Annotated in this window: 17 protein-coding genes; 8 read left to right on the forward strand and 9 right to left on the reverse strand. The window is 56.1% G+C overall.

The annotated features are described in order from the left end of the window. Positions 1-181 precede the first annotated feature (181 nt). From LJE94_17675 to lon, 5 genes are all read right to left on the reverse strand, one after another. Positions 182-1,618, reverse strand: a complete 1,437-nt coding sequence (locus tag LJE94_17675) for a sigma 54-interacting transcriptional regulator (GenBank protein MCG6911933.1) — start codon at positions 1,616-1,618, stop codon at positions 182-184. Between the two features lie 258 nt (positions 1,619-1,876). Beyond that, positions 1,877-2,353, reverse strand: coding sequence for an NUDIX hydrolase (locus tag LJE94_17680; GenBank protein MCG6911934.1), 477 nt, complete (start codon positions 2,351-2,353; stop codon positions 1,877-1,879). Positions 2,354-2,581: 228 nt separating this feature from the next. Continuing rightward, complete coding sequence (locus LJE94_17685; GenBank protein MCG6911935.1) at positions 2,582-2,746, reverse strand: hypothetical protein; 165 nt, start codon at positions 2,744-2,746, stop codon at positions 2,582-2,584. A 59-nt stretch (positions 2,747-2,805) separates the two neighbouring features. After that, positions 2,806-3,084: a hypothetical protein gene (locus LJE94_17690; protein ID MCG6911936.1), complete on the reverse strand. Its 279-nt coding sequence runs from the start codon at positions 3,082-3,084 to the stop codon at positions 2,806-2,808. Between the two features lie 530 nt (positions 3,085-3,614). Beyond that, positions 3,615-5,654 (reverse strand): endopeptidase La, encoded by a 2,040-nt coding sequence (gene lon, locus LJE94_17695; protein ID MCG6911937.1) that lies wholly within the window; start codon positions 5,652-5,654, stop codon positions 3,615-3,617. Between the two features lie 480 nt (positions 5,655-6,134). On the opposite strand from lon, the gene LJE94_17700 reads away from it, so the two are divergent. The 8 genes from LJE94_17700 to LJE94_17735 all read left to right on the forward strand — a co-directional run bounded on the left by LJE94_17700 (position 6,135) and on the right by LJE94_17735 (position 15,326). Further along, complete coding sequence (locus LJE94_17700; protein ID MCG6911938.1) at positions 6,135-6,317, forward strand: hypothetical protein; 183 nt, start codon at positions 6,135-6,137, stop codon at positions 6,315-6,317. Positions 6,318-6,348: 31 nt separating this feature from the next. After that, positions 6,349-6,906 carry a hypothetical protein gene (locus tag LJE94_17705; protein MCG6911939.1) on the forward strand — a complete coding sequence of 186 codons (558 nt, stop codon included), beginning with the start codon at positions 6,349-6,351 and terminating at the stop codon, positions 6,904-6,906. Continuing rightward, positions 6,887-7,441: a hypothetical protein gene (locus tag LJE94_17710; protein MCG6911940.1), complete on the forward strand. Its 555-nt coding sequence runs from the start codon at positions 6,887-6,889 to the stop codon at positions 7,439-7,441. The genes LJE94_17705 and LJE94_17710 overlap by 20 nt, the downstream gene beginning before the upstream one ends. Before the next feature lie 313 nt (positions 7,442-7,754). Then, positions 7,755-9,569: an anion permease gene (locus tag LJE94_17715; protein MCG6911941.1), complete on the forward strand. Its 1,815-nt coding sequence runs from the start codon at positions 7,755-7,757 to the stop codon at positions 9,567-9,569. A 62-nt stretch (positions 9,570-9,631) separates the two neighbouring features. Then, entirely contained in the window at positions 9,632-10,489 is an 858-nt protein-coding gene (locus tag LJE94_17720) for a cytidylate kinase-like family protein (protein ID MCG6911942.1), read from the forward strand. Positions 10,490-10,520: 31 nt separating this feature from the next. Further along, on the forward strand, positions 10,521-12,023 hold the full coding sequence (locus LJE94_17725) for a HAMP domain-containing protein (GenBank protein ID MCG6911943.1): 1,503 nt from the start codon (positions 10,521-10,523) through the stop codon (positions 12,021-12,023). Beyond that, on the forward strand, positions 12,007-13,371 hold the full coding sequence (locus LJE94_17730) for a sigma-54 dependent transcriptional regulator (GenBank protein ID MCG6911944.1): 1,365 nt from the start codon (positions 12,007-12,009) through the stop codon (positions 13,369-13,371). Before LJE94_17725 ends, LJE94_17730 begins: the two co-directional genes overlap by 17 nt. Before the next feature lie 236 nt (positions 13,372-13,607). Then, complete coding sequence (locus LJE94_17735) at positions 13,608-15,326, forward strand: APC family permease (GenBank protein ID MCG6911945.1); 1,719 nt, start codon at positions 13,608-13,610, stop codon at positions 15,324-15,326. A 28-nt stretch (positions 15,327-15,354) separates the two neighbouring features. Here LJE94_17735 and LJE94_17740 read toward each other — a convergent pair whose 3' ends face one another. The 4 genes from LJE94_17740 to LJE94_17755 form a co-directional block, all read right to left on the reverse strand. Continuing rightward, positions 15,355-16,011, reverse strand: coding sequence for a TrkA family potassium uptake protein (locus LJE94_17740; protein MCG6911946.1), 657 nt, complete (start codon positions 16,009-16,011; stop codon positions 15,355-15,357). 5 nt (positions 16,012-16,016) lie between these two features. After that, positions 16,017-17,435, reverse strand: coding sequence for a TrkH family potassium uptake protein (locus tag LJE94_17745; protein MCG6911947.1), 1,419 nt, complete (start codon positions 17,433-17,435; stop codon positions 16,017-16,019). Between the two features lie 303 nt (positions 17,436-17,738). Beyond that, a complete protein-coding gene (locus LJE94_17750; GenBank protein ID MCG6911948.1) occupies positions 17,739-18,410 on the reverse strand; it encodes a DUF1847 domain-containing protein in 672 nt (223 codons plus the stop codon). 195 nt (positions 18,411-18,605) lie between these two features. Beyond that, positions 18,606-18,905 carry a hypothetical protein gene (locus LJE94_17755; protein ID MCG6911949.1) on the reverse strand — a complete coding sequence of 100 codons (300 nt, stop codon included), beginning with the start codon at positions 18,903-18,905 and terminating at the stop codon, positions 18,606-18,608. Between the last annotated feature and the right edge of the window lie 74 nt (positions 18,906-18,979).

Here is an 18,979-nt window from a genome sequence, read left to right on the forward strand (position 1 = left end):
ATTAAAATCAGTCAGTAAGTGCTTCCGGGGCGTGCCCGGTGGTGCTCTGAGCGGCTCGATGTTTTTTTTATGATGCCGTATGAATCATAATTGAATTATTATATAGAAAATAGCCCTAATTTTAACCATTCGTTATTATAGGGTATAGTAATAAAAATATTTTTCTTAATTTAAAAATGAATTAATCAAGTCGATATAGGGTCGATCCTTTGCGGTTGATCCGTGATTCTTTGCGCGAAGCACCGACATATTTCCGGATCAGGCGGTGGGCCTTGCTCTGGCTGATGTTTAAATAAGCGGCCACCTTATAGGAGCTTTTCAGCATGTGGTAGGCTTCGACGACCAATTTGCGGGTAAGGCTTTCCAGAGCCGCGTCGAGGCCCTGGGGGGCGCCGTCCAATTGAAATGTAGTGACGGTTTGCCTGGAGAACGCCGGTGGCAGATTTCCCGGCTTGACTTCACCGTTGTCGACCGTGGCGGCGACCAGTTCAGTGGTGTGCATGAGTTCCCTGATATTGCCGGGCCAATGGTATGCCAGCAGGGCATCGGCTGTCTCGGAAGACAGGGTGTGAATTTTTCCGAACTGCTTGTCGAATTGACCGAGGTAGTAGTTGGCCAGCGGCAGGATATCCTGGGAGCGCTCTTTCAAAGGGGGGATTTCGATTTCGATCACCTTGAGGCGGTGGTAGAGATCACTCCTGAAGGTCTGGTTGGCCACCATGGCATGCAGGTCCCGATTGGTGGCGCAGATGATGCGGATGTCCAGCGATTTGGTCCGGTTTCCCCCAACGGGCGTGAGCTGTCTCTCCTGAACGACTTCGAGCAGTTTTGCCTGCAGGTGCAGGGGAAGTTCGGCGATTTCATCGAGCAGCAGCGTCCCTCCGCCGGCCAGCTCGATCCTGCCGATGCGGCCTTTGGGGTGGGCGCCGGTGAAGGCGCCGCCGGCATAACCGAACAGTTCGGTTTCGATCAGTTCGTTGGGAATAGCGGCACAGTTGATGCTTACAAAGGGATGCTGCGATCGATGGCTGACTTCATGAATGTATCTGGCGAGGACCCCTTTTCCGGTGCCGGATTCGCCCAGGAGGATGACACTGGCGTCGATCGGTGCGATCTGAGAGGCGTAGGCAATCAGCTCCTTGAACCGGGGGCTCTGCCCGATCAGGCCGAAGGTGCCCACGTCGGAATTCAGTTTTGGGTTGATTTCATCCCGAAATTCCGACACCAGCCGGTTGGCCTTTTCCAACTCCTGCTTGATGATTTCCAGCTGGGTGATGTCCCGCGCGTTCTGAACCACCATTTCAAGCTTGCCGTTTTCACTAAATACCGGTGTCGCCGTCACCAGCAGGGTTTTGCCGATGTTGGTTTTCTGGACGATGTTGACCTGCCGCCTTTCCCGCATGACACGGTGAATGATGGGGGGGGAGTAGTACCCCTCGTCGACCAGGGATTCGGCCCTGCGGCCCAGGACATCGGCGGATTTCAACCCGTAATGGCGTTCGCAGATCGGGTTTACATAGATGACGACGCCCCCGGCGTCGGTGACGAATATTTCGTCGTAGGAGCTCTCGAGTATTTTGAACAACGTATTGCGCTGAAGGTCTGCGACCCTTTTCATCTTGCCTTCTGAACGAGTTGGAGGAGACGGTTAAAGCCGTTGGCCTGACGGCAGCTGCCCAACGATTGGTCATCCATACTTAAACGATGCTGTTTTTTGTGTCAAGCTTTTGAAAAAATGGCATCCATTTGATTTTATGAATTATAATTGATAGTTATGCTTTTAGATCCCTTCATAAAGCACCGGGCAGGGTTCAATAATGAAGGAGGTCATTAAGACGAAAATAAACGCTGTCGGATGTGCATTCCCCGCCCGCTATCATCTGTTCGTGCGGGCCACATCCCGAAGGTAGGCCTCTGCCGGTAAACAGAGCCCCTGCAGCAGGATGCTTTCCGACGGCACGAAACCGGCCCACACCACCTCCCGGTTGTCGATGGAAATGGGTGTGTCCTTTTCCAGGGTCATTTCGAAAATGTCGACGGTCTCCCGCCTGTAGCAGACCGTAAAACGGTACTGCCGGGCGTGCCTCAGCTGGTTGGGGTATGCGGTGATCCCCACCTCTTCTTTCAGTTCCCGAACCGCGGCCGCTCGCGGTTTTTCCCCGCCTCTGACGTATCCGCCCGGGAAGGTGTATCCCCGGCGATAGCTGTTTTTGACCAACAGCAGCCCGCCCTCTCCCCGGATAACGACATTCACCCCCCTGACGGCGGGCCTGAATAGGAACGCAAACACGGTCAGGCCCGCATGGGCGAGCTTATATGCCCTGTGAAACAGCGTATCGGGGATTTTTTTCATTTCGAACAGGTGGTTGACCTTCAGGCTTCGCTTTCAGCTACGCCCGACAAGCCTGAGGACGTTATATCCAGCGCTGCCACGCCTCGGCGTGGTTGCTGAGGATTCGAATCCGACTTCGCTCTGCGGGCTTCGCCGGGACGGGGTAAAATAGTAGGACTTCACCTTCAGGCGTCTGGCTCTGAAGCCCTCAGGCTTTTGCAGCGCTTAGGCAAAAGTATCGACTGCGGTCTAGTTGCGCGGCTTTTTACGCCGCTCCTCACCGCTGCGGCGGTCGCTGTTTTTGCGCTGTTCCTCACCCTGGTAGATCTGTTCCACATAGGGGGTGATGAACTTCAGGCGCCTTTCGGAACCCGACCGTCGTTGTTTATCGTTCGTTGACGTTCTTTTGTTCATGGTGCGGGGATATTAGCGGGGTCTTAAAAGGCTGTCAATAAAATTCACGACCCCAGGGCCTAGTTCAGAGCGGCGCCAAGACCGATGCTTTTGCCGATGAAATGGATCCTGATATCCGCTTTGCTGAAAATGCCGGCATGGCTCCTGATGACGTTTTTACCGAAAAAATGGACGTGGTTCAGGTCCGAGGTGTTGATGAAGACGTTGAAGCATTGGTCACCGTCTTTTTTCAAAAGATTGAGTAGCTCGGATGCGGAACTGCCATCGAAGTCGCCTGACAGTTTCAGGTGCAGGCTTTCGCCGGTGCGGTGCTTGAATATTTTGAAATTGTTTGCCATGGCACACCTCCATTCGGGTTCCTGATTCCAACCGCCGGGAGCGGCGGTCATCCGCGCGGAAATAGGTTTCTCATGGGTGTGAAAACATGAAAAAATATGGATTATATGCTTGTAATGCAACAGGCGTGCCGAATGCTATAAATAATAAAGTTAAAAATGACAGGCAGTTGAGATTGTCGAGCTATAACAAGAACAGATGATTGGGATATAAATTACTCAATTTTGCTGAGGTTTGTTTCATATGTAAAAAATATTACATAAAAGTGGACGACATTTTCTTTTTTTAAAATCAATTTGTCACGCTTTCTACTATATATTGTGTTGTTTCTGTTGGCGGATCGACCGGGGGATGTTTCATCAATGCGCTGAATTGCGACGGCGGGCGCATTGCCGGTTTGCTGCGGGGAGTGTTCAATCGCTATCGAAATCGGGATTGGGTCGTTTCGATAGCGATTTCGGATTGAATGAGGCTCTTCGATCGGACGATACCAAGCGACTCGCCGCGGGGGGGAGGGCGTTTGGAGGCGACGTTAGTTCTTGCCCGATTTTTCTGCCGCCTGCCTTTCTTTGTGCAGGACGGAATCGATGGCGGCGTCGAGTTCGTCGATGGTCAGGACGTCGAGGGCCTGGCGGACCTCCTGCGGGACGTCGCTGAGGCTGACGCTGTTTTTAGAGGGCAGCACCACGGTGCGCACGCCGGCGCGGTGGGCGGCCAGCAGCTTTTCCTTGATCCCACCCACGGGCAGGATGCGGCCGGTCAGGGTCAGCTCACCGGTCGTGGCGGTTTCGCGGCGGCAGCAGCGGTTGGTGATCAACGATATCAGCGCCATGGCGATGGGCAGCCCGGCCGAGGTCCCGTCCTTGGGGGTGGCGCCGGCCGGCACGTGGATGTGGAGGTCGTGCTGCTCGAAAAAATCGTCGGCGATGCCGTAACGCCGGCTGTTGCTGCGGATGTAGCTCAGGGCGGCCTGGGCCGATTCTTTCATGACCGAACCCAGGGAGCCGGTCAGGATCAGGTTGCCGCTGCCCCGCATCTTGGTGGCTTCGATGAAGACGATTTCTCCGCCCGCATCGGTCCAGGCCAGGGCCGTGGCTACGCCCACGCGATCCTTTGCCTGGGCAACCTCGAAGAAAAACTGCGCCGGTCCCAGGTAATTTTCCACGTCTCCCTCCGCGATCACGTCGGTCGACTGGTGCAGGTTGCCGTCGAGCCGGTTCAGGGCGATTCTACGGCACATGGCGGCCAGTTTGCGCTGCAGGTTGCGCAGGCCGGGTTCGCGCGTATAGTCGCGGATGATCTTACGCACGGCGCCCTCGTCAAAACGGACCGGATCGTCGCGCAGTCCGGCGGCCTTGAGTTCCCTGGGGATCAGATGATTGAAGGCGATGCGGACCTTTTCGTCCTCGGTGTAACTGGACAGCCACAATATCTCCAACCGGTCCAGCAAGGGGGGCGGAATATTGTCGAGGTGGTTGGCGGTGGCGATGAACATGATCATGGACAGGTCGAAGGGCACATCCAGATAGTGGTCCATGAAGTGGGGGTTCTGCTGGGGGTCCAGGATTTCCAGCAGGGCGTCCGCCGGGTCCCCCTTGAAATCCTGGCCGATCTTGTCCAGTTCGTCCAGCATGAAAACCGGGTTGTTGGTTTCGCAGCGGCGCAGTTCCTGGATAATCCTGCCCGGCAGGGCGCCCACGTAACTGCGCCGGTGACCGCGCAACTGGGCCTCGTCCTTCATGCCGGCCAATGAGATGCGCACAAATTTGCGCTGCAGGCTGCGGGCGATAGACATGCCCAGGGAGGTCTTGCCGGTTCCCGGCGGGCCCACGAAACACAGGACCGGCCCGGCCGCTTTCAACTTGTCCCGGTTGGGTGCCAGCGCCTTTTTTACCGTGCGGCGTATGTCGTCCAGCTTGAGCGGCTTGGCCAGGAATTGATAGGAACCTTTTTTCATGGCTTCCACGGCGGTGGGTACGGTGGCGTAGCCGGTGATGATGATGACTTCGGTATCCGGGTGGTCCTGTTTGGCCTGCGCCAGCAACGTCATGCCGTCCACCTTGTCCATCTTCAGGTCGGTGAGGATCACGTCGAACCTGTTTTGGACGAGTAAATCGAGCGCTTCGGCCCCGTTTCGGGCCGTAAGGACCTCGTAGCCCTCCTTTTCCAGCACGTGCTCCAGGTTCATGCGCGTCATTTTCTCATCGTCGACCACCAGCATCCTGGGGCGCCGCGTGGCGTGCAGGATCCGCACGGCCAGATGTTCCAGGATGCGGAGCTTCAGGTCCTCCAGCCCGTAATGCTCGGAATCCAGAATGGATTTGGCTGCCTCCAGGTCCAGGCGGTCTTCGCTTGACCGGTCCCAGGGCAGGCTGGTCAAAAAATCGACGTAATTGATACCGATGGTGTATTCCGCGCTACCGGGGCCCATTTTCGCGATGCGGTCGATCTCCTTGGAAACGGATTTGAGGACATCCGGCGGCATGCCGGCGGTCTGAATCGCCTGGTGCATTTCATCGATTTCCGTAAAACCAGGAGTAACGTCGTTTTCGTCCTTTTTGAACAGCCTCATGTTTTTCTCTTCGTCTTCCGGCGGCGGGCGTTGTTTTCGTACCTAATTTGTTCAAATCCCATCATGTTTAGCATTTAGATATTCGAGATTGGAATTTCCGGTTTGACCGGGCTAGAGCCTTTGCCGTCAATTGGAGTGGAAGCATATCACACAAGTATGCGCTCACCAACCCCATTCAGGATTTTCAAGTGATGCGCTAGGGTATTAAATGGCCAATCGTTATCGTTGCACATTGCAACGGTCATCCGAACATTGTGTAACAGTTACAACTAATTGAAATAGTTTGATTTATATAAGATATGGGTATGCCCGTTGCAAAAAGCAACGGCCGCCGAAAATCGCCATTCGGGGCATATTGTATTTTTATCAATTAATTTCAAGCGGTTAAAATATATTTCGCGGCTTGGCACAGAAATTGATTAGGTATAGTGCACGGAGCGGCCATTCATGCCCGCTTCAAAACCAATGGAGGTGAATGAAATGCAGACTTTGATGAAATTCATGGCACGTCTGGAACGTTGGATGGTGGCGGCCACTTTTGCGGAGGCCGGCTGTTGGGACACGGCCCGCTGGTTTATGGACGAGGAAAAGCGTTATGCCCGGCATCACTCCCGGGTCCAGGCCTCCGTCTCGACCAATCAGCGTCCTACCCTGCGCATGTGAACAGACGCATTTTTTACCGAAGGAGTGGTCGATGAAAACAATCTTGTTGGCTGTCGAGGGGATGGCGGCCCATAAAAACGCTCTGGATTACGCCCTGGACCTGTGCGAACCCGTGCGAGCCGGACTGGACATCCTCCAGATCGTTCGTCCGCGGCGGTATTCCGCAGGCCTGAGCAAAATAAAAAGGGGCATTTACCGCGCCCGCGATCTGGTGGAGGACGCTATGGTCACGGCCACCTATGCCCAGGCCGGAACGCCTGAACTTGCCGATGCCCTGCGTGCCACGGCTGAACGACGGGTAAAAGAGCTGATTCCGGACAACATAGACACAACCGTGGGCTATAATTGCGTCGTCACCGGTGAAGACCCCGATGCCGTACTCGAACGCTATGTTGAAGAACACCACAACATCATCCTGGCCATCTACGATTCGCTGAGATTCGGACGTAAAACCGCATCGGCGCCCGCACCGGCGGCGGAGCTCGTTTCCGGCTTGTTGAGCAGACTGGCCATACCCCTTGTGTATGTCAAAGACTTGGTACCGAGACCAAAAGAAGAAGGAGGCCAACGTGGGAACCTTTCTAGATAGAATTAAATCACGCACCAAAACAATCGTGGGCAAAGTGGAGAAAACCCAGGAGGACATCACCTTTGCCCAGGCAGGCCACCCCCTGGTGGAAGAAAAGCAATTCAAAGCGGCCGAGCCCGCCGTTTCCGGGAAACTGCTGGTTGTCGGCCACGAGACGATGTTTTCACAGAAGGTGATCGATTACGCCCTGGATATGGCCCGGCGCATGTCCTACGAAATCGTCGCCCTCAATGCAGCGCCATTATCCTGCAACGCATTCAAGCCTTTTGCCGCCTCCCAGAAAAAATTGTGCGATGAATTCCAGCAGCTGTCGGCGGAAAACGTAAAAAGTTTCAAACAGGACGCCGAACGGGTGGGCATTCCTTTCTGCCATGTGGTCAAATTCAGCGAGCCGGAAAAAGCCCTCGAAATGATCCAGCGGGAATACGACCATATCGATTTCGTCATCAGCGACGAACAACCGGCAGCTTCCGAAGAACGCGTCTCCGACGCACAGCGCCCGAGCCAGCAGGTTTACGTCTATTCCATGATTTGACACGCAATCGGCACCCCCCTCGAAATGCTCAGGTCAGGGAACGTCGGACCGCAGCGTTTGACGGAGGGGAGCGTCCGTTTCACAAAAAGCGGACGTGTGCACGGATGTGCCAAAAGGAGGGAAAAATGCATTTTCAATTCTATTTAGGCATCGGACTCGTTCTGCTGCTGATGGGCCTTTGCTTCTATTTTCGCAAAGAAAGTAAATAAACCGGACTTATCGGAAGCGGTTTGGAAATGTCAAACCGCTTCCTGACGTTGTTTCCGGTGCGGGCGATGCCCCGGCACCGGCTTTTGGGAAAGGACTTTTGTTAATGACGCCTGAAATGGTACTCACTCTCGTGATTCTGGCATTTGCGGTGATTCTGTTTATTTTCGAATGGGTCCGAGTCGACGTGGTCGGCATTATCATGATGGTTTTGCTGCCCCTGACCGGTCTGATTTCGGCCAAGGAAGCATTTGTCGGCTTGAGCAGCAACGCGGTCGTGTCCATTATCGCGGTCATCATCATCGGCGCAGGTCTGGACAAGACCGGTGTCATGAACCAGGTGGCCGGGCCGATTGTCAAATTCGCCGGTAACAGCGAAAACCGTGTCATCAGCCTGATATCGGGCACGGTGGGTGTCATCTCCAGCATGATGCAGAATATCGGCGCGGCAGCCTTGTTCATGCCGGCGGCTCAACGGATCGCCAAGCGCATGGATATACCCGTTTCGCGCATTCTCATGCCCATGGGCTTTTGTGCCATCATCGGCGGCACGGTCAGTCTGGTGGGGGCCAGCCCGACCATTCTGCTCAATGACCTGATGGTACTGGGCGGCAAAAAACTGGAGCCGTTCGGCCTCTTCACCCAGACACCCATAGGGCTTTGTCTTTTGGCCACGGCCATTATTTACTTTTTGGTTTTCGGCCGGCTGGTACTGCCCGCGGCCAAGGGAGAAGCCGATCGCGGGGTCACCGCTTCCCTGATGGGGGTGTACAACGCCCTGGAAAGCGCCTTCGAGATCCACCTGCCGAATAATTTCGACGGACCGAAAACCCTGGCCGAACTGGACATTCGCGGCAAATATCTGGTGACGGTGGTGGCGATCAACCACGCCCGCAAGCGGGACAAAAACCTGGTGCCGCACAGTTTCGACAACATCATGGGCGGAGACGACATCGCTGTGGTGGGCCGGGAGGACAACGTTCGCCGCCTGGCTACCGACATGGGATGGGAAATCAGGCCGGGACTGGAAGCATTCGCAGAAATCCTGGCCCGCACCAGTGCCGGCATGGCGGAAACGGTGGTTTCGCCCCGGTCGGAGCTGATAGGCAAAACCATGAGCGAGGTGAACTTCAAGGACCTCTACAACCTGAATCCCCTGGGGCTGATCAGGGGGAGGCGTGTTTTCTACAGTGGACTGACCAAGATTCCCTTGAGCATGGGCGACACCTTGCTGCTGTTCGGCCCCTGGGACCGCTTTCATATTCTGAAAAATCAGCCCCAGCCCCGCAGCCTCACCTTTGCCACGCCCCTGGAGGGAGAAATCCTGCGGCCGGAAAAGGCCAAGCTGGCGGTCATGTGGCTGGCGTTGGCCCTGGCGCAGATCATTTTCCTCAAGGTGCCCCTGGCCGTGGCCCTGATGTCCGGCGCACTGGGCATGATCATCACGCGTGTCCTGACCATCGACGAAGCCTACCGCTCTGTGGACTGGATGACGGTGTTTCTCCTGGCGGGGCTGATACCGCTGGGCATGGCTTTCGAGAAGACCGGCACCGCCGCGTTCATCGCCAAAAATCTCCTGGGTATTCTCGGCTCGCCGTCACCCATCGTGCTCCTGGGGGCCGTAGGCGTTTTGACCTCCTTTTTCACCCTGGTTATCTCCAATGTGGGTGCCACGGTGCTGCTGGTGCCGCTGTGCATGAACATGGCGGTGATGGCCGGGGGCGACCCGCGCATGGCTGCCCTGGTTGTGGGGCTTTCGGCGTCGAACACCTTCGTGCTGCCCACGCACCAGGTTAACGCCCTGATCATGCGTCCCGGCGGTTACCGCACCACCGACTATGCCAAGGCCGGTTCGGTCATGACCCTGCTCTTTCTGGCGGTGGAGCTCACGATACTGTACTTTTTCTATGGAATCCAATAAACCTGCCGGTTGCAAAAGCAGACGATAACCGGCACTCAATATCGATCGAAGGGAATATTCTCATGTCAATTATCACGATATCCAGGGGATGCTACAGCCACGGCAAGGAAATCGCCGAGCGCGTAGGGGCCGCCCTGGGCTATGAAGTCATCAGCAAGGAAATACTGCTGGAAGCATCCGAGGCCTGCGACATTCCGGAAAAACGGCTGTCGTCATCGATTCACGACGCTCCCGGAATTCTGGAAAGGGTCACCCGCTCGCATGAACGGCAGCATTATCTGGACTGCATCCGGGCGGCCCTGCTGGACCACGTCAGGAATGACAATGTGGTCTACCACGGCATGGCCGGCCACCTTTTCCTCTCAGGCATCCGACACGTCCTCAAGGTTCGCGTGATCGCCGAAATGGAGGATCGCGTGGCCCTGGTTTGCAAAACACGCGATATCTCCCGCGACGAAGCGGTTGCCTTGATAGATTCGGAAGACCAGCAACGTGAGGAATGGTATCGTTCGGTTTACAAAAAAGACATGAGCGATCCCCGTCTTTATGATATGGTTCTGAGCATCGGCCGTTTGACCATAGAGGATGCCAGCGAATTGATTTGCGCCGCATCGGCCAGGGAGAGCTTCCAGACCACCGCCCAGTCGAAGGGATACGTCGACGACCTGGCCATGGTCGGTCATGTCAGAACCGCGCTGGCCGACCTTTGCGAGGCCGATGTGGCCGTTTCCGGCGGTATCGTCACGGTCAAGGTCAAGGGGAAGAAACTGCGGGGAACCGATTTTACAAGGCCGGGGATGCAGCAGCGCGTGCAGACCCGCATACGGGAAGACCTGCAGCAGGACATCATGGCCCGGGTCTCCAAAATACCCGGTGTCAAGGATCTGATCTGCGAAATCGAATTGCCGTATTATGCGTGATGCAGAGACATATGACAAACATAAGGGGGTTGTGACCGCCGTTAAAAAAGCGCTCATGCAGACCAGCATCCGCAAAAAGGTCGAGCTGACCATCGTGGCCTATATTCTGGTCGCGGGAATTCTGTGGCTGCTTAATTTCCACAACGGCCTGACCCTCAACGAAAAATTACGCATCATCGAAAAAAAGGAAGACCTGCTCAACACCATCCTGGAAGCCCGGCGCTATGAGAAAAACTATTTTTTGACCGGCAATGCCTCCCATCTGGGAGAAGCGGTGGTCTTTATCTTCAAGGCCGAAGATAAATTGCAGGATATCATCGCCCACCACGGCGAGTATGCCGCCACCCCGGATCTGGATCAACGTCTGGTCCACCTCAAGGATTACGGCGCCTCCATGGGCGCTCTGGCCAGCTCGCAGGCAGGAATACAGGGTTTCGTTTCAGGGCCCGTGCCCGAGCAGGAAGCCATCCGGGTCCTGGGCCGCGAAATAACCGAAGAGATCGAAACCATGGTGCAGGTCGAGCGCCAGCAGATCAGCCGGTTGATTCGGGACGCCAGATTCTACCACTTCATGGCCCTGGGCGGTCTGCTGATCCTGTCCATTTTCGTGTTTGTTTTTTTCCGCCTCAATGTCAACCGTCCTCTCAAAGCCCTGGAAAGCGCTATCGGGGACATTGCCTCGGGGCACTACGAGAACATCCCGGCCATTGGGGCCGGCCAGGAATTCGAATCCCTGGTCGACAGCCTGAACCACATGATCAACCGGCTGAACCGCCGCAACCAGGAGTTGATCCAGGCCAAGAAAATGGCCTCCTTGGGAACGCTCACTTCCGGCGTGGCCCACGAACTCAACAATCCGCTCAACAACATCTCCACCTCTCTTCAGATTGTGCTCGAAGAGCTGGAGGACGAGGATCTCGACTTCAAGCGCGAGTTGCTGGAAGGGGCGGAAAAGGAGGTAGTGCGTGCGCGGGACATCGTCAGGGCCCTGCTTGAATTCTCCCGCCAGAGCGCTTTTTCCATCAAGCCGGTGGCGATAAAATCTCTGGTGGACGACACCCTCAAGTTGATCAAGGGAGAACTGCCGGCGAATGTGTCGGTCGATCTCAACATCGAAAACGACATCCAGGCCGCCCTGGATTTTCGCCGCATGCAGCAGGTGCTGATCAACCTGATGCTCAACGGCATCCAGGCCATGGACCAGGGGGGGACGCTCACGATCAGCGCTTTTGAGCGCAGCGGCCATGATTTTTGCATCGAAATCAGCGACACGGGTTGCGGCATTCCAGGCGAAAATTTTTCGAAAATTTTCGACCCCTTTTTTTCCACCAAGGAGGGCCTGCGAAAATCCGACAGCGACATGCGCCCCTATGACGGCATCCTGGACCAGCAGGGCACGGGCCTGGGCCTGGCCATCTGCCACGGCATCGTTCAGAAACACGGCGGACGGATTTCGGTAGAGAGCGAGGTCGGGAAGGGAACCACCTTTACGGTTTGTCTGCCGATGGGAACGAATCATGACGACTCAAAATGAAGGGTCCATTCTGGTGGTGGAAGACGAAGCCATCGCCCGCAAAAACCTGGTTCACATTTTAAATAAGCAGGGCTATACGGTGACGCCGGCAGAGAGCGGGTCGAAAGCCCTGTCCCTTTTGGCGGCCGAAACCTTCGACCTGGTCCTCACAGACCTGAAAATGGAAAAAGTGGACGGCATGGAGGTGCTGGCCGAAAGCCGCCGCCGGCACCCGCTGACAGAAGTGATCATCCTCACCGGCTATGCCACGGTGGACTCGGCCGTCAATGCCCTGAAAGCCGGTGCATACCACTATGTCGCCAAACCGTACAAGATAGAGGCCATTCGCAAAATCGTCAGCGAAGCCCTCATCAAACGCCGCCTCCAGCTCGAAAACCTGCAGCTCAAGGAGAGTTTGAAAACGGGCCGGGCCAAACCGATGGTCGTCGGCCAAAGCCCCCCCATGCAAACCGTGCTGAAAACCGTCCAGCGCATCGCCCCATCGGGCGCCAACGTCCTCCTTCTCGGCGAAAGCGGAACTGGCAAGGAGATCATTGCACAGACGATTCACGACTTGAGCGACCGGGCCTCGAAGCGCTTCGTGGCCTTCAACTGCGGTTCTTTCAGCGAGGCGTTGATGGCCAACGAGTTGTTCGGGCATGAAAAGGGGGCCTTCACCGGGGCCAATCAATCCAAGGCAGGACTGCTGGAAACGGCTTCCGGGGGAACGGTTTTTCTCGACGAGATCGGCGACATGCCCCCCACCATGCAGATTCAACTCCTGCGCGTCATACAGGAGCGGGAGATGCTGAGGGTGGGCGGAACGGCTCCGGTGCCGGTGGATGTCCGCTTCATCGCCGCGACGCATCGTGACCTGCAGCAGGACGTGGAAGGCGGCCATTTCCGCCAGGACCTTTTTTTCCGGCTGAATGTCATCGCCATCCGACTGCCTCCGCTGGCCGAACGCGAAGGCGACGTCCCCCTGCTGGCCAATTTCTTCCTGGCCCGAAAGCGCGTCGCCATGCAAAAGGAGATCAAATCCATCGAGCCGGATGCCATGGAGCTATTGAGCCGCTACAGCTGGCCGGGCAATGTGCGCGAACTGGAAAACACCATCGAGCGTGCCGTGGCCATGGCCGAAGGTGATGTGGTGCGGGTGGCCGATCTGCCGCCCCATATCAACCAGCTGACCATAGAGACCTATCGCCATGCGTCTGGTGAAATCCCCACTCTGGAAGAAATGGAAAAGCGCTATATCCTGTGGGTGCTGGAGAAGCACAAAGGGAATAAGACCAAGGCATCCGCTGCCATGGGAATAGATCGGGTATCCCTGTGGCGCAAGATCAAGCGTTATGGTATCGAGGATTAGGCCAGCAAAAAATTCAGCGGACGAAATCCGTTTTTCAGGGCATCCAGCGATGGGACCGTTCCGACGGGTGTGAGTGGAATCGGGTGGAGAGTTCAAGAAACATGAAGAGCAACACCAGCGGGAAACCTGAAAAAGCGGCGGAAGAGGGGCCGGCCCTGGTCCTGAATGAGGAAACGGGACCCGCGTCCTCGGTGCCGGCTGTGCCCGAAGGAATTACGGCACACAAAAAAGGGGGCATGGGGCAGTTAGCCGCCACGGCGATCTGCGGTAACGACATAACCTCATCCTGCCTGTATGTGTCCGCCCTGGCCATCATCTATGCCGGCCGGTGGGCACCGCTGGTGCTGCTGATGGTGGCCGGCGTACTTTTCTTGTTTCGATCCATCTATGCGGAGGTGGTAGGGGCGCTGCCGCTCAATGGCGGCGCTTATAATGCGCTGTTGAACACCACCAGCAAGTACCGGGCATCCATCGCCGCCTGCCTCACGCTTCTTTCCTACATGGCCACAGCCGTCATATCGGCCAGTGAGGCCATGCACTATGTGCACGTCATGTGGAACGGCTTTCCGGTTACCGCGGCGACGATCAGCGTTCTGGCGTTTTTTATGGTACTGACGATCATCGGCATCACCGAATCGTCCCGCGTGGCCATCTTTATTTTTATATTCCACCTGACGACGTTGACGCTGCTGATTGGTGCCAGCATCGTTTACATCAGCGGTGCCGGTGTCGAGACGTTGCTGAGCAATCTGGGCACAAGAGCTCCGGATGGATTGTTCACCGCCCTTTATTTCGGCTTTGCAGCTTCCCTGCTGGGTATTTCGGGCTTCGAAAGCTCGGCCAACTTCGTGGAGGAACAAGCCGAGGGGGTCTTCCCCAAAACCTTGAGAAACATGTGGGGGGCGGTCACCCTTTTCAACCCCATGATGGCCTTGTTGGCCCTGGCCCTGGTACCCATCGGCCATGTCGGGGGGCACCAGGAGGCCCTGCTGGCCCACATGGCCCAGATTTCCAGCGGCATGTGGCTGGCCGATCTTATTTCCGTCGATGCCGCCCTTGTGCTGAGCGGCGCAGTGCTGACGAGTTTCATCGGTGTCAACGGGCTCGTGCGGCGCATGGCGCTTGACAGGTGCCTGCCGCAATTTTTACTGAAGACCGGTCGCCGGGGGACCACCCACCGGATCATCATTGCCTTTTTTATGCTTTGCGTATCGATTTTTCTGATCACCGAAGGTCAGTTGAAAGCGCTGGCCGGCGTCTATACCATCTCCTTTCTGGCGGTCATGGCCCTGTTCGGCCTCGGCAACATATTTCTGAAAACGAAACGTGCAGGCCTTCCCCGGCCCACGGTGGCGCCCCTGATGTCCGTCCTGGTCGCCGTGGCAGCCGTCATCGCCGGTCTGGTCGGCAATGCCGTGATGAATCCACCCTATTTGGCGGTATTTCTGGAGTACTTCGCCTTTGCCCTTCTGGTCGTATCCGTTATGCTGGGCCGCATCATCATTCTTCAGGCCTGTCTGTTTATCGTAAGAGGCATTCTCAAATATTTCATCGGCCGCATGACCTTCATTTCCAGAATGCTGCGCGACAAGATCGATGAGATCAATTCACAGCAGGTGGTCTTCTTCACCCGGGGAGACAATCTGGCCAATCTCAACAAGGCTATTTTGTACGTCCAGCAAAATGAACATACCAACCGCCTCAAGGTGGTTACGGTGATTCCGGAGAAGGGTGAGATCGCGCCTAACCTGAGAAGGGATCTCGACATGCTCGACGAAACGTACCCCGGCATCGATATCGAACTGGTCGTTCAGGTAGGCAAATTCGGGCCGGAAATGATCGAGACGCTTTCAAAACAATGGAACATTCCGACGAACCTGATGTTCATCGGTTCCCCGGGCACCCATTTCCTGTACGGCCTTGCCGAACTGGGGGGAGTCCGCCTGATTATCTGATATCGTGTCAATCGCGCGAACAGAAGGATCAACCGTGGCTGCGCAGCTTTTCCAGGGCTTTGTTCGGCCCCAGCAGGATCATGATATCGCTGTCCTTCAAGATGAACTTGGCGGTGGGAATCATGTTCAGACGCTCCGGGACGAGTTCTTTGATGGCAACCACCTGGACCCCGTAGCGGTTGATCAGGTTCAACTCTCGCAGGCTTTTCCCGATAAATTCGTTGGGAGGGGCGAGCTGGATGATGCTGAAGCCCTCCAAAACCGGCAGGTACTCGATCAGGTTTGGGTTGTGCAGGCGTTCGGCCAGGGAAATTGCCATGTCCTTTTCGGGAAACAGGATTTCAGACGCCCCGATTTTTCGTAAAATTCTGCCGTGGGGCTCGCTGATGGCTTTGGCGATCACCTGCTTCACCCCGATCTCCTTGAGATTGAGCACGGTCAGAATGGAATCGCTGAGCACCGAACCGATGCACACCACGGCGGCATCGAGGTCCCTGACGCCCAGGTTCTCCATTACCCGGCGGTCGGTTGTATCGGCCACCACGGCCTGGCTGACCTTGTCGCGAATATCCTGAACGCGGGTTTGGTCCTTGTCGACGGCCAGCACTTCATGGCCTTTCTCATAAAGGCGGCTGGCCAGATAGAAGCCGAAATTACCCAATCCCAAAACGGCATATTGCTTCATTTTCTTCACCCGATCATAATGTTTTCTTCAGCGAAATAGTGGCGTTGCATACCCTGGCGGCTGACTGCCAGGGCGATCATCAACGGCCCCAGGCGTCCGACGAACATGACGCCTGCGATAATCAATTTCCCGGCGGTGGAAAGGCCCGAGGTCACCCCCGTGGACAGCCCTACCGTGCCGAAGGCGCTGACCACCTCGAAAAGCAGCTCGAGGAATTTCCCCCTGCTCATGGGGTGGGAGACTTCCCCCAACTCGGTCATGAGCATTAACATCGTTGCCGAGAATATAACGAAAATGCTTATCATTACAATGCTGACGGCCTTGCCGATGCTTTCCTGGGAAATGGTCCGATGAAAGAGCTGTGGTTTTTCGTGACCGAAAAGCCGGGATATTCCCAGGATGATCAAACACGAGAAGGTCGTGGTTTTTATGCCGCCCCCGCATGAACCGGGCGAGGCGCCGATGATCATCAGGAGGATGATCAGAAAGAGGGCCTCGTTGGACATATCGGAAATGGAGATGGAGTTGAATCCGGCGGTTCTGGCGCTCACCGCGTGGAAAAAACCGACCAGACACCGTTGTAGCGGATGAAAGGGGGTCAGGGTATTGTCCCACTCCATGAGCACGATAAGCACGGTGCTGACGAAAAGCAGAATCGCCGTGGAGGACAGGACCAGTTTCGAATGCAGGCTCAGGCGGGACAGGGGGCGGTGTTTGACGGAGAGCCGGTGGCGGATTTCCGAAAGGACCAGGAACCCGATTCCCCCGCTGATGATAAGAAAACAGACGGCCAGGTTTATCGGTACGTTTTCCTGGAAAGACGTGAAACTGTCGGAGAAGGTCGAAAAACCCGCGTTGCAGAAGGCACTGATGGAATGAAAAATGGAGAGATAAACGGCTTCCCCCTTGGTTCTTCCCGGGAGGAACTGGATAAACATCACCAGGGCGCCGAGGCTTTCGATGACCAGGGTGAAAAGGGCGACGTCCTTCAAGAGACTGCCGACACTGCGATCACCGCTGTGGGTCAGGGTATCGGAAATGACGACGCGGCCGATCATGCTGGGGCGCTTCCCCGCGACCATCAAAAGCAGGGTGGAAATGGTCATGATCCCGAGCCCGCCCACCTGGATCATGGCAAGAATCACCACCTGACCGAAGCGGGTCAGTTCGCGGCCCGTGTCGAGCACGACAAGCCCGGTGACGCAGGTCGCCGAGGTGGCCGTAAAAAGGGCATTGACAAACCCGATGGGTGTCGCCGTGGATGCCGCCGGAAGCATCAGCAGCAACGCCCCCGTCAGGATAACGGCGCCAAAACCGAAAATGGCGATACGGGCCGGGGATTTCAACACCGATCGCGACAGATAAGCGGCGAACCTTTTGAACGTTTCGGCCGTCCAAGACGGATCCGGTTGTTGTTGCAGCATCTGCATCTGATGTACTCTAAGGAATCTCTATCGACGGTATCTGTTTTATCTCGATCCAGGCTTTTGCAGCGCCGAGGTTCGGACAGGACTATAATATAAACATTTGCCATAAATCAAGGCAGGCCTGTAGAAGGAAGGGCTGGCCCGGGATTGGCGGAGCTTCGGATTGCTTGGCCACCTATTTTGCAGGGGGGCGATCAATGTAACAATAGTTTTGCCGTCAAGGCGATCAGATGTCAAAACGGTTTCCCACTTCTTGTCCTGCTGCTCCCGGCTCTCGAGGGATGCCTCGGGGACACAATGCTACTTTTTCAGAAAGGCGTAGTAGCTGCCCATGTTGTAGACCGCCGCCAGCGGATTGTGACCCATCAGCCGGTCTTTTACCGCCAATACCGTCACCGGTGCGTCCAGGTGCTTGATAGCCAGGGAATCGTGGCCGACACACAGTCCCAGCAGGATGTTGAAATCCACGCGTTGGTCGTTGACAATTTTAGCCTGGTAGATCGGGTTGCACATGGACTCGAACGTGTTGGGGTGTATTTTCTGCTCCTCTTTTAATCCGAGTGCCTCCTTGGGCGTCCTGCCGGCCTTGCAGGCCACGGAGACCATCTCAAACCCCCGGCCCCTGTAGAACTTGTCCACCATCCTGGCTTCCCCGGCCAACCCCACGCAAAACAGCAGGCCCAAGCGCCGATAGTCCATTTTTTCGGCGAACTCGGCGATTTCCAGGATGCGTGGTTTCAGCGGTTTGACGCCGCCGCCCGCCACGTGTTCGTAGCATTCGGCTTCCTGGATAGATGCATTGCGGGCAAACCTCGATGCCTGCGGATCTTCGTACAGTGCCATGCTTTCGTCGAGAAGCTTCTTTTCATTCACCGTGGGGCAGGATCCCAAACCTTTACCGTTTTCGATGTTGCACAGCCTCTCCGGCCATTGATAGGGGCATTGGGCGCAACCGGGCGTCAATTCGTTCATGGAATGCTCCTTCTGAGATTGTATATGCATTATGGAGATAAGGCCTAACGGACTCGATGGAATTATGGCCGATACGTTTCGGCATCATAGACCTAAATTGAATTTAGGATAGAATTACCCCGGCATCGGCTCATTGTCAAACAGATATCCCCCCGGCGTTTCCGCAGCAACGGGGCCAGGCAGGCAGCATATCCCTTAAAATTCCCTACCGCCTCTGTAGGTCAGGGTAGGCATGCGGTTGGCACCGGCCTGGCGGGCGACGGCATCGACCTGCTCTAGACACGCCCAGGCCATGCGCAGATCGAAGTTGCCGGCGAGCGCCTCCTCAACCAGGCGGTTGGGTTCATCGCTGCCAAAGGCTTCCCACCACCAGTTCGGCCCCGATGTGTCGCCGGTGTGGAGCGCAAAGTGCTCCGGCAGTTCGATGGGTGCATCCGGCCGCACCTGGGTTGAAGCATGCTGCGGCCGGTGATGACCGTCAGACTCCCGAACCATCGGGTCATTACCAATCGGACATGCCCGGCATGGGACTCAAATTATTGAAATCCTGGTCTTCGGAACCCGAATTA

It is taken from the genome of Deltaproteobacteria bacterium, assembly GCA_022340465.1.
GTDB lineage: Bacteria > Desulfobacterota > Desulfobacteria > Desulfobacterales > B30-G6 > JAJDNW01.

Bases quoted from the DNA above. Each gene is read 5' to 3' on its own strand.
- LJE94_17675 (MCG6911933.1), bottom strand. From the start codon at position 1,618: ATGAAAAGGGTCGCAGACCTTCAGCGCAATACGTTGTTCAAAATACTC.
- LJE94_17680 (MCG6911934.1), bottom strand. From the start codon at position 2,353: ATGAAAAAAATCCCCGATACGCTGTTTCACAGGGCATATAAGCTCGCC.
- LJE94_17685 (MCG6911935.1), bottom strand. From the start codon at position 2,746: ATGAACAAAAGAACGTCAACGAACGATAAACAACGACGGTCGGGTTCC.
- LJE94_17690 (MCG6911936.1), bottom strand. From the start codon at position 3,084: ATGGCAAACAATTTCAAAATATTCAAGCACCGCACCGGCGAAAGCCTG.
- lon (MCG6911937.1), bottom strand. From the start codon at position 5,654: ATGAGGCTGTTCAAAAAGGACGAAAACGACGTTACTCCTGGTTTTACG.
- LJE94_17700 (MCG6911938.1), top strand. From the start codon at position 6,135: ATGCAGACTTTGATGAAATTCATGGCACGTCTGGAACGTTGGATGGTG.
- LJE94_17705 (MCG6911939.1), top strand. From the start codon at position 6,349: ATGAAAACAATCTTGTTGGCTGTCGAGGGGATGGCGGCCCATAAAAAC.
- LJE94_17715 (MCG6911941.1), top strand. From the start codon at position 7,755: ATGACGCCTGAAATGGTACTCACTCTCGTGATTCTGGCATTTGCGGTG.
- LJE94_17720 (MCG6911942.1), top strand. From the start codon at position 9,632: ATGTCAATTATCACGATATCCAGGGGATGCTACAGCCACGGCAAGGAA.
- LJE94_17730 (MCG6911944.1), top strand. From the start codon at position 12,007: ATGACGACTCAAAATGAAGGGTCCATTCTGGTGGTGGAAGACGAAGCC.
- LJE94_17735 (MCG6911945.1), top strand. From the start codon at position 13,608: ATGGGGCAGTTAGCCGCCACGGCGATCTGCGGTAACGACATAACCTCA.
- LJE94_17740 (MCG6911946.1), bottom strand. From the start codon at position 16,011: ATGAAGCAATATGCCGTTTTGGGATTGGGTAATTTCGGCTTCTATCTG.
- LJE94_17745 (MCG6911947.1), bottom strand. From the start codon at position 17,435: ATGCTGCAACAACAACCGGATCCGTCTTGGACGGCCGAAACGTTCAAA.
- LJE94_17750 (MCG6911948.1), bottom strand. From the start codon at position 18,410: ATGAACGAATTGACGCCCGGTTGCGCCCAATGCCCCTATCAATGGCCG.
- LJE94_17755 (MCG6911949.1), bottom strand. From the start codon at position 18,905: ATGGTTCGGGAGTCTGACGGTCATCACCGGCCGCAGCATGCTTCAACC.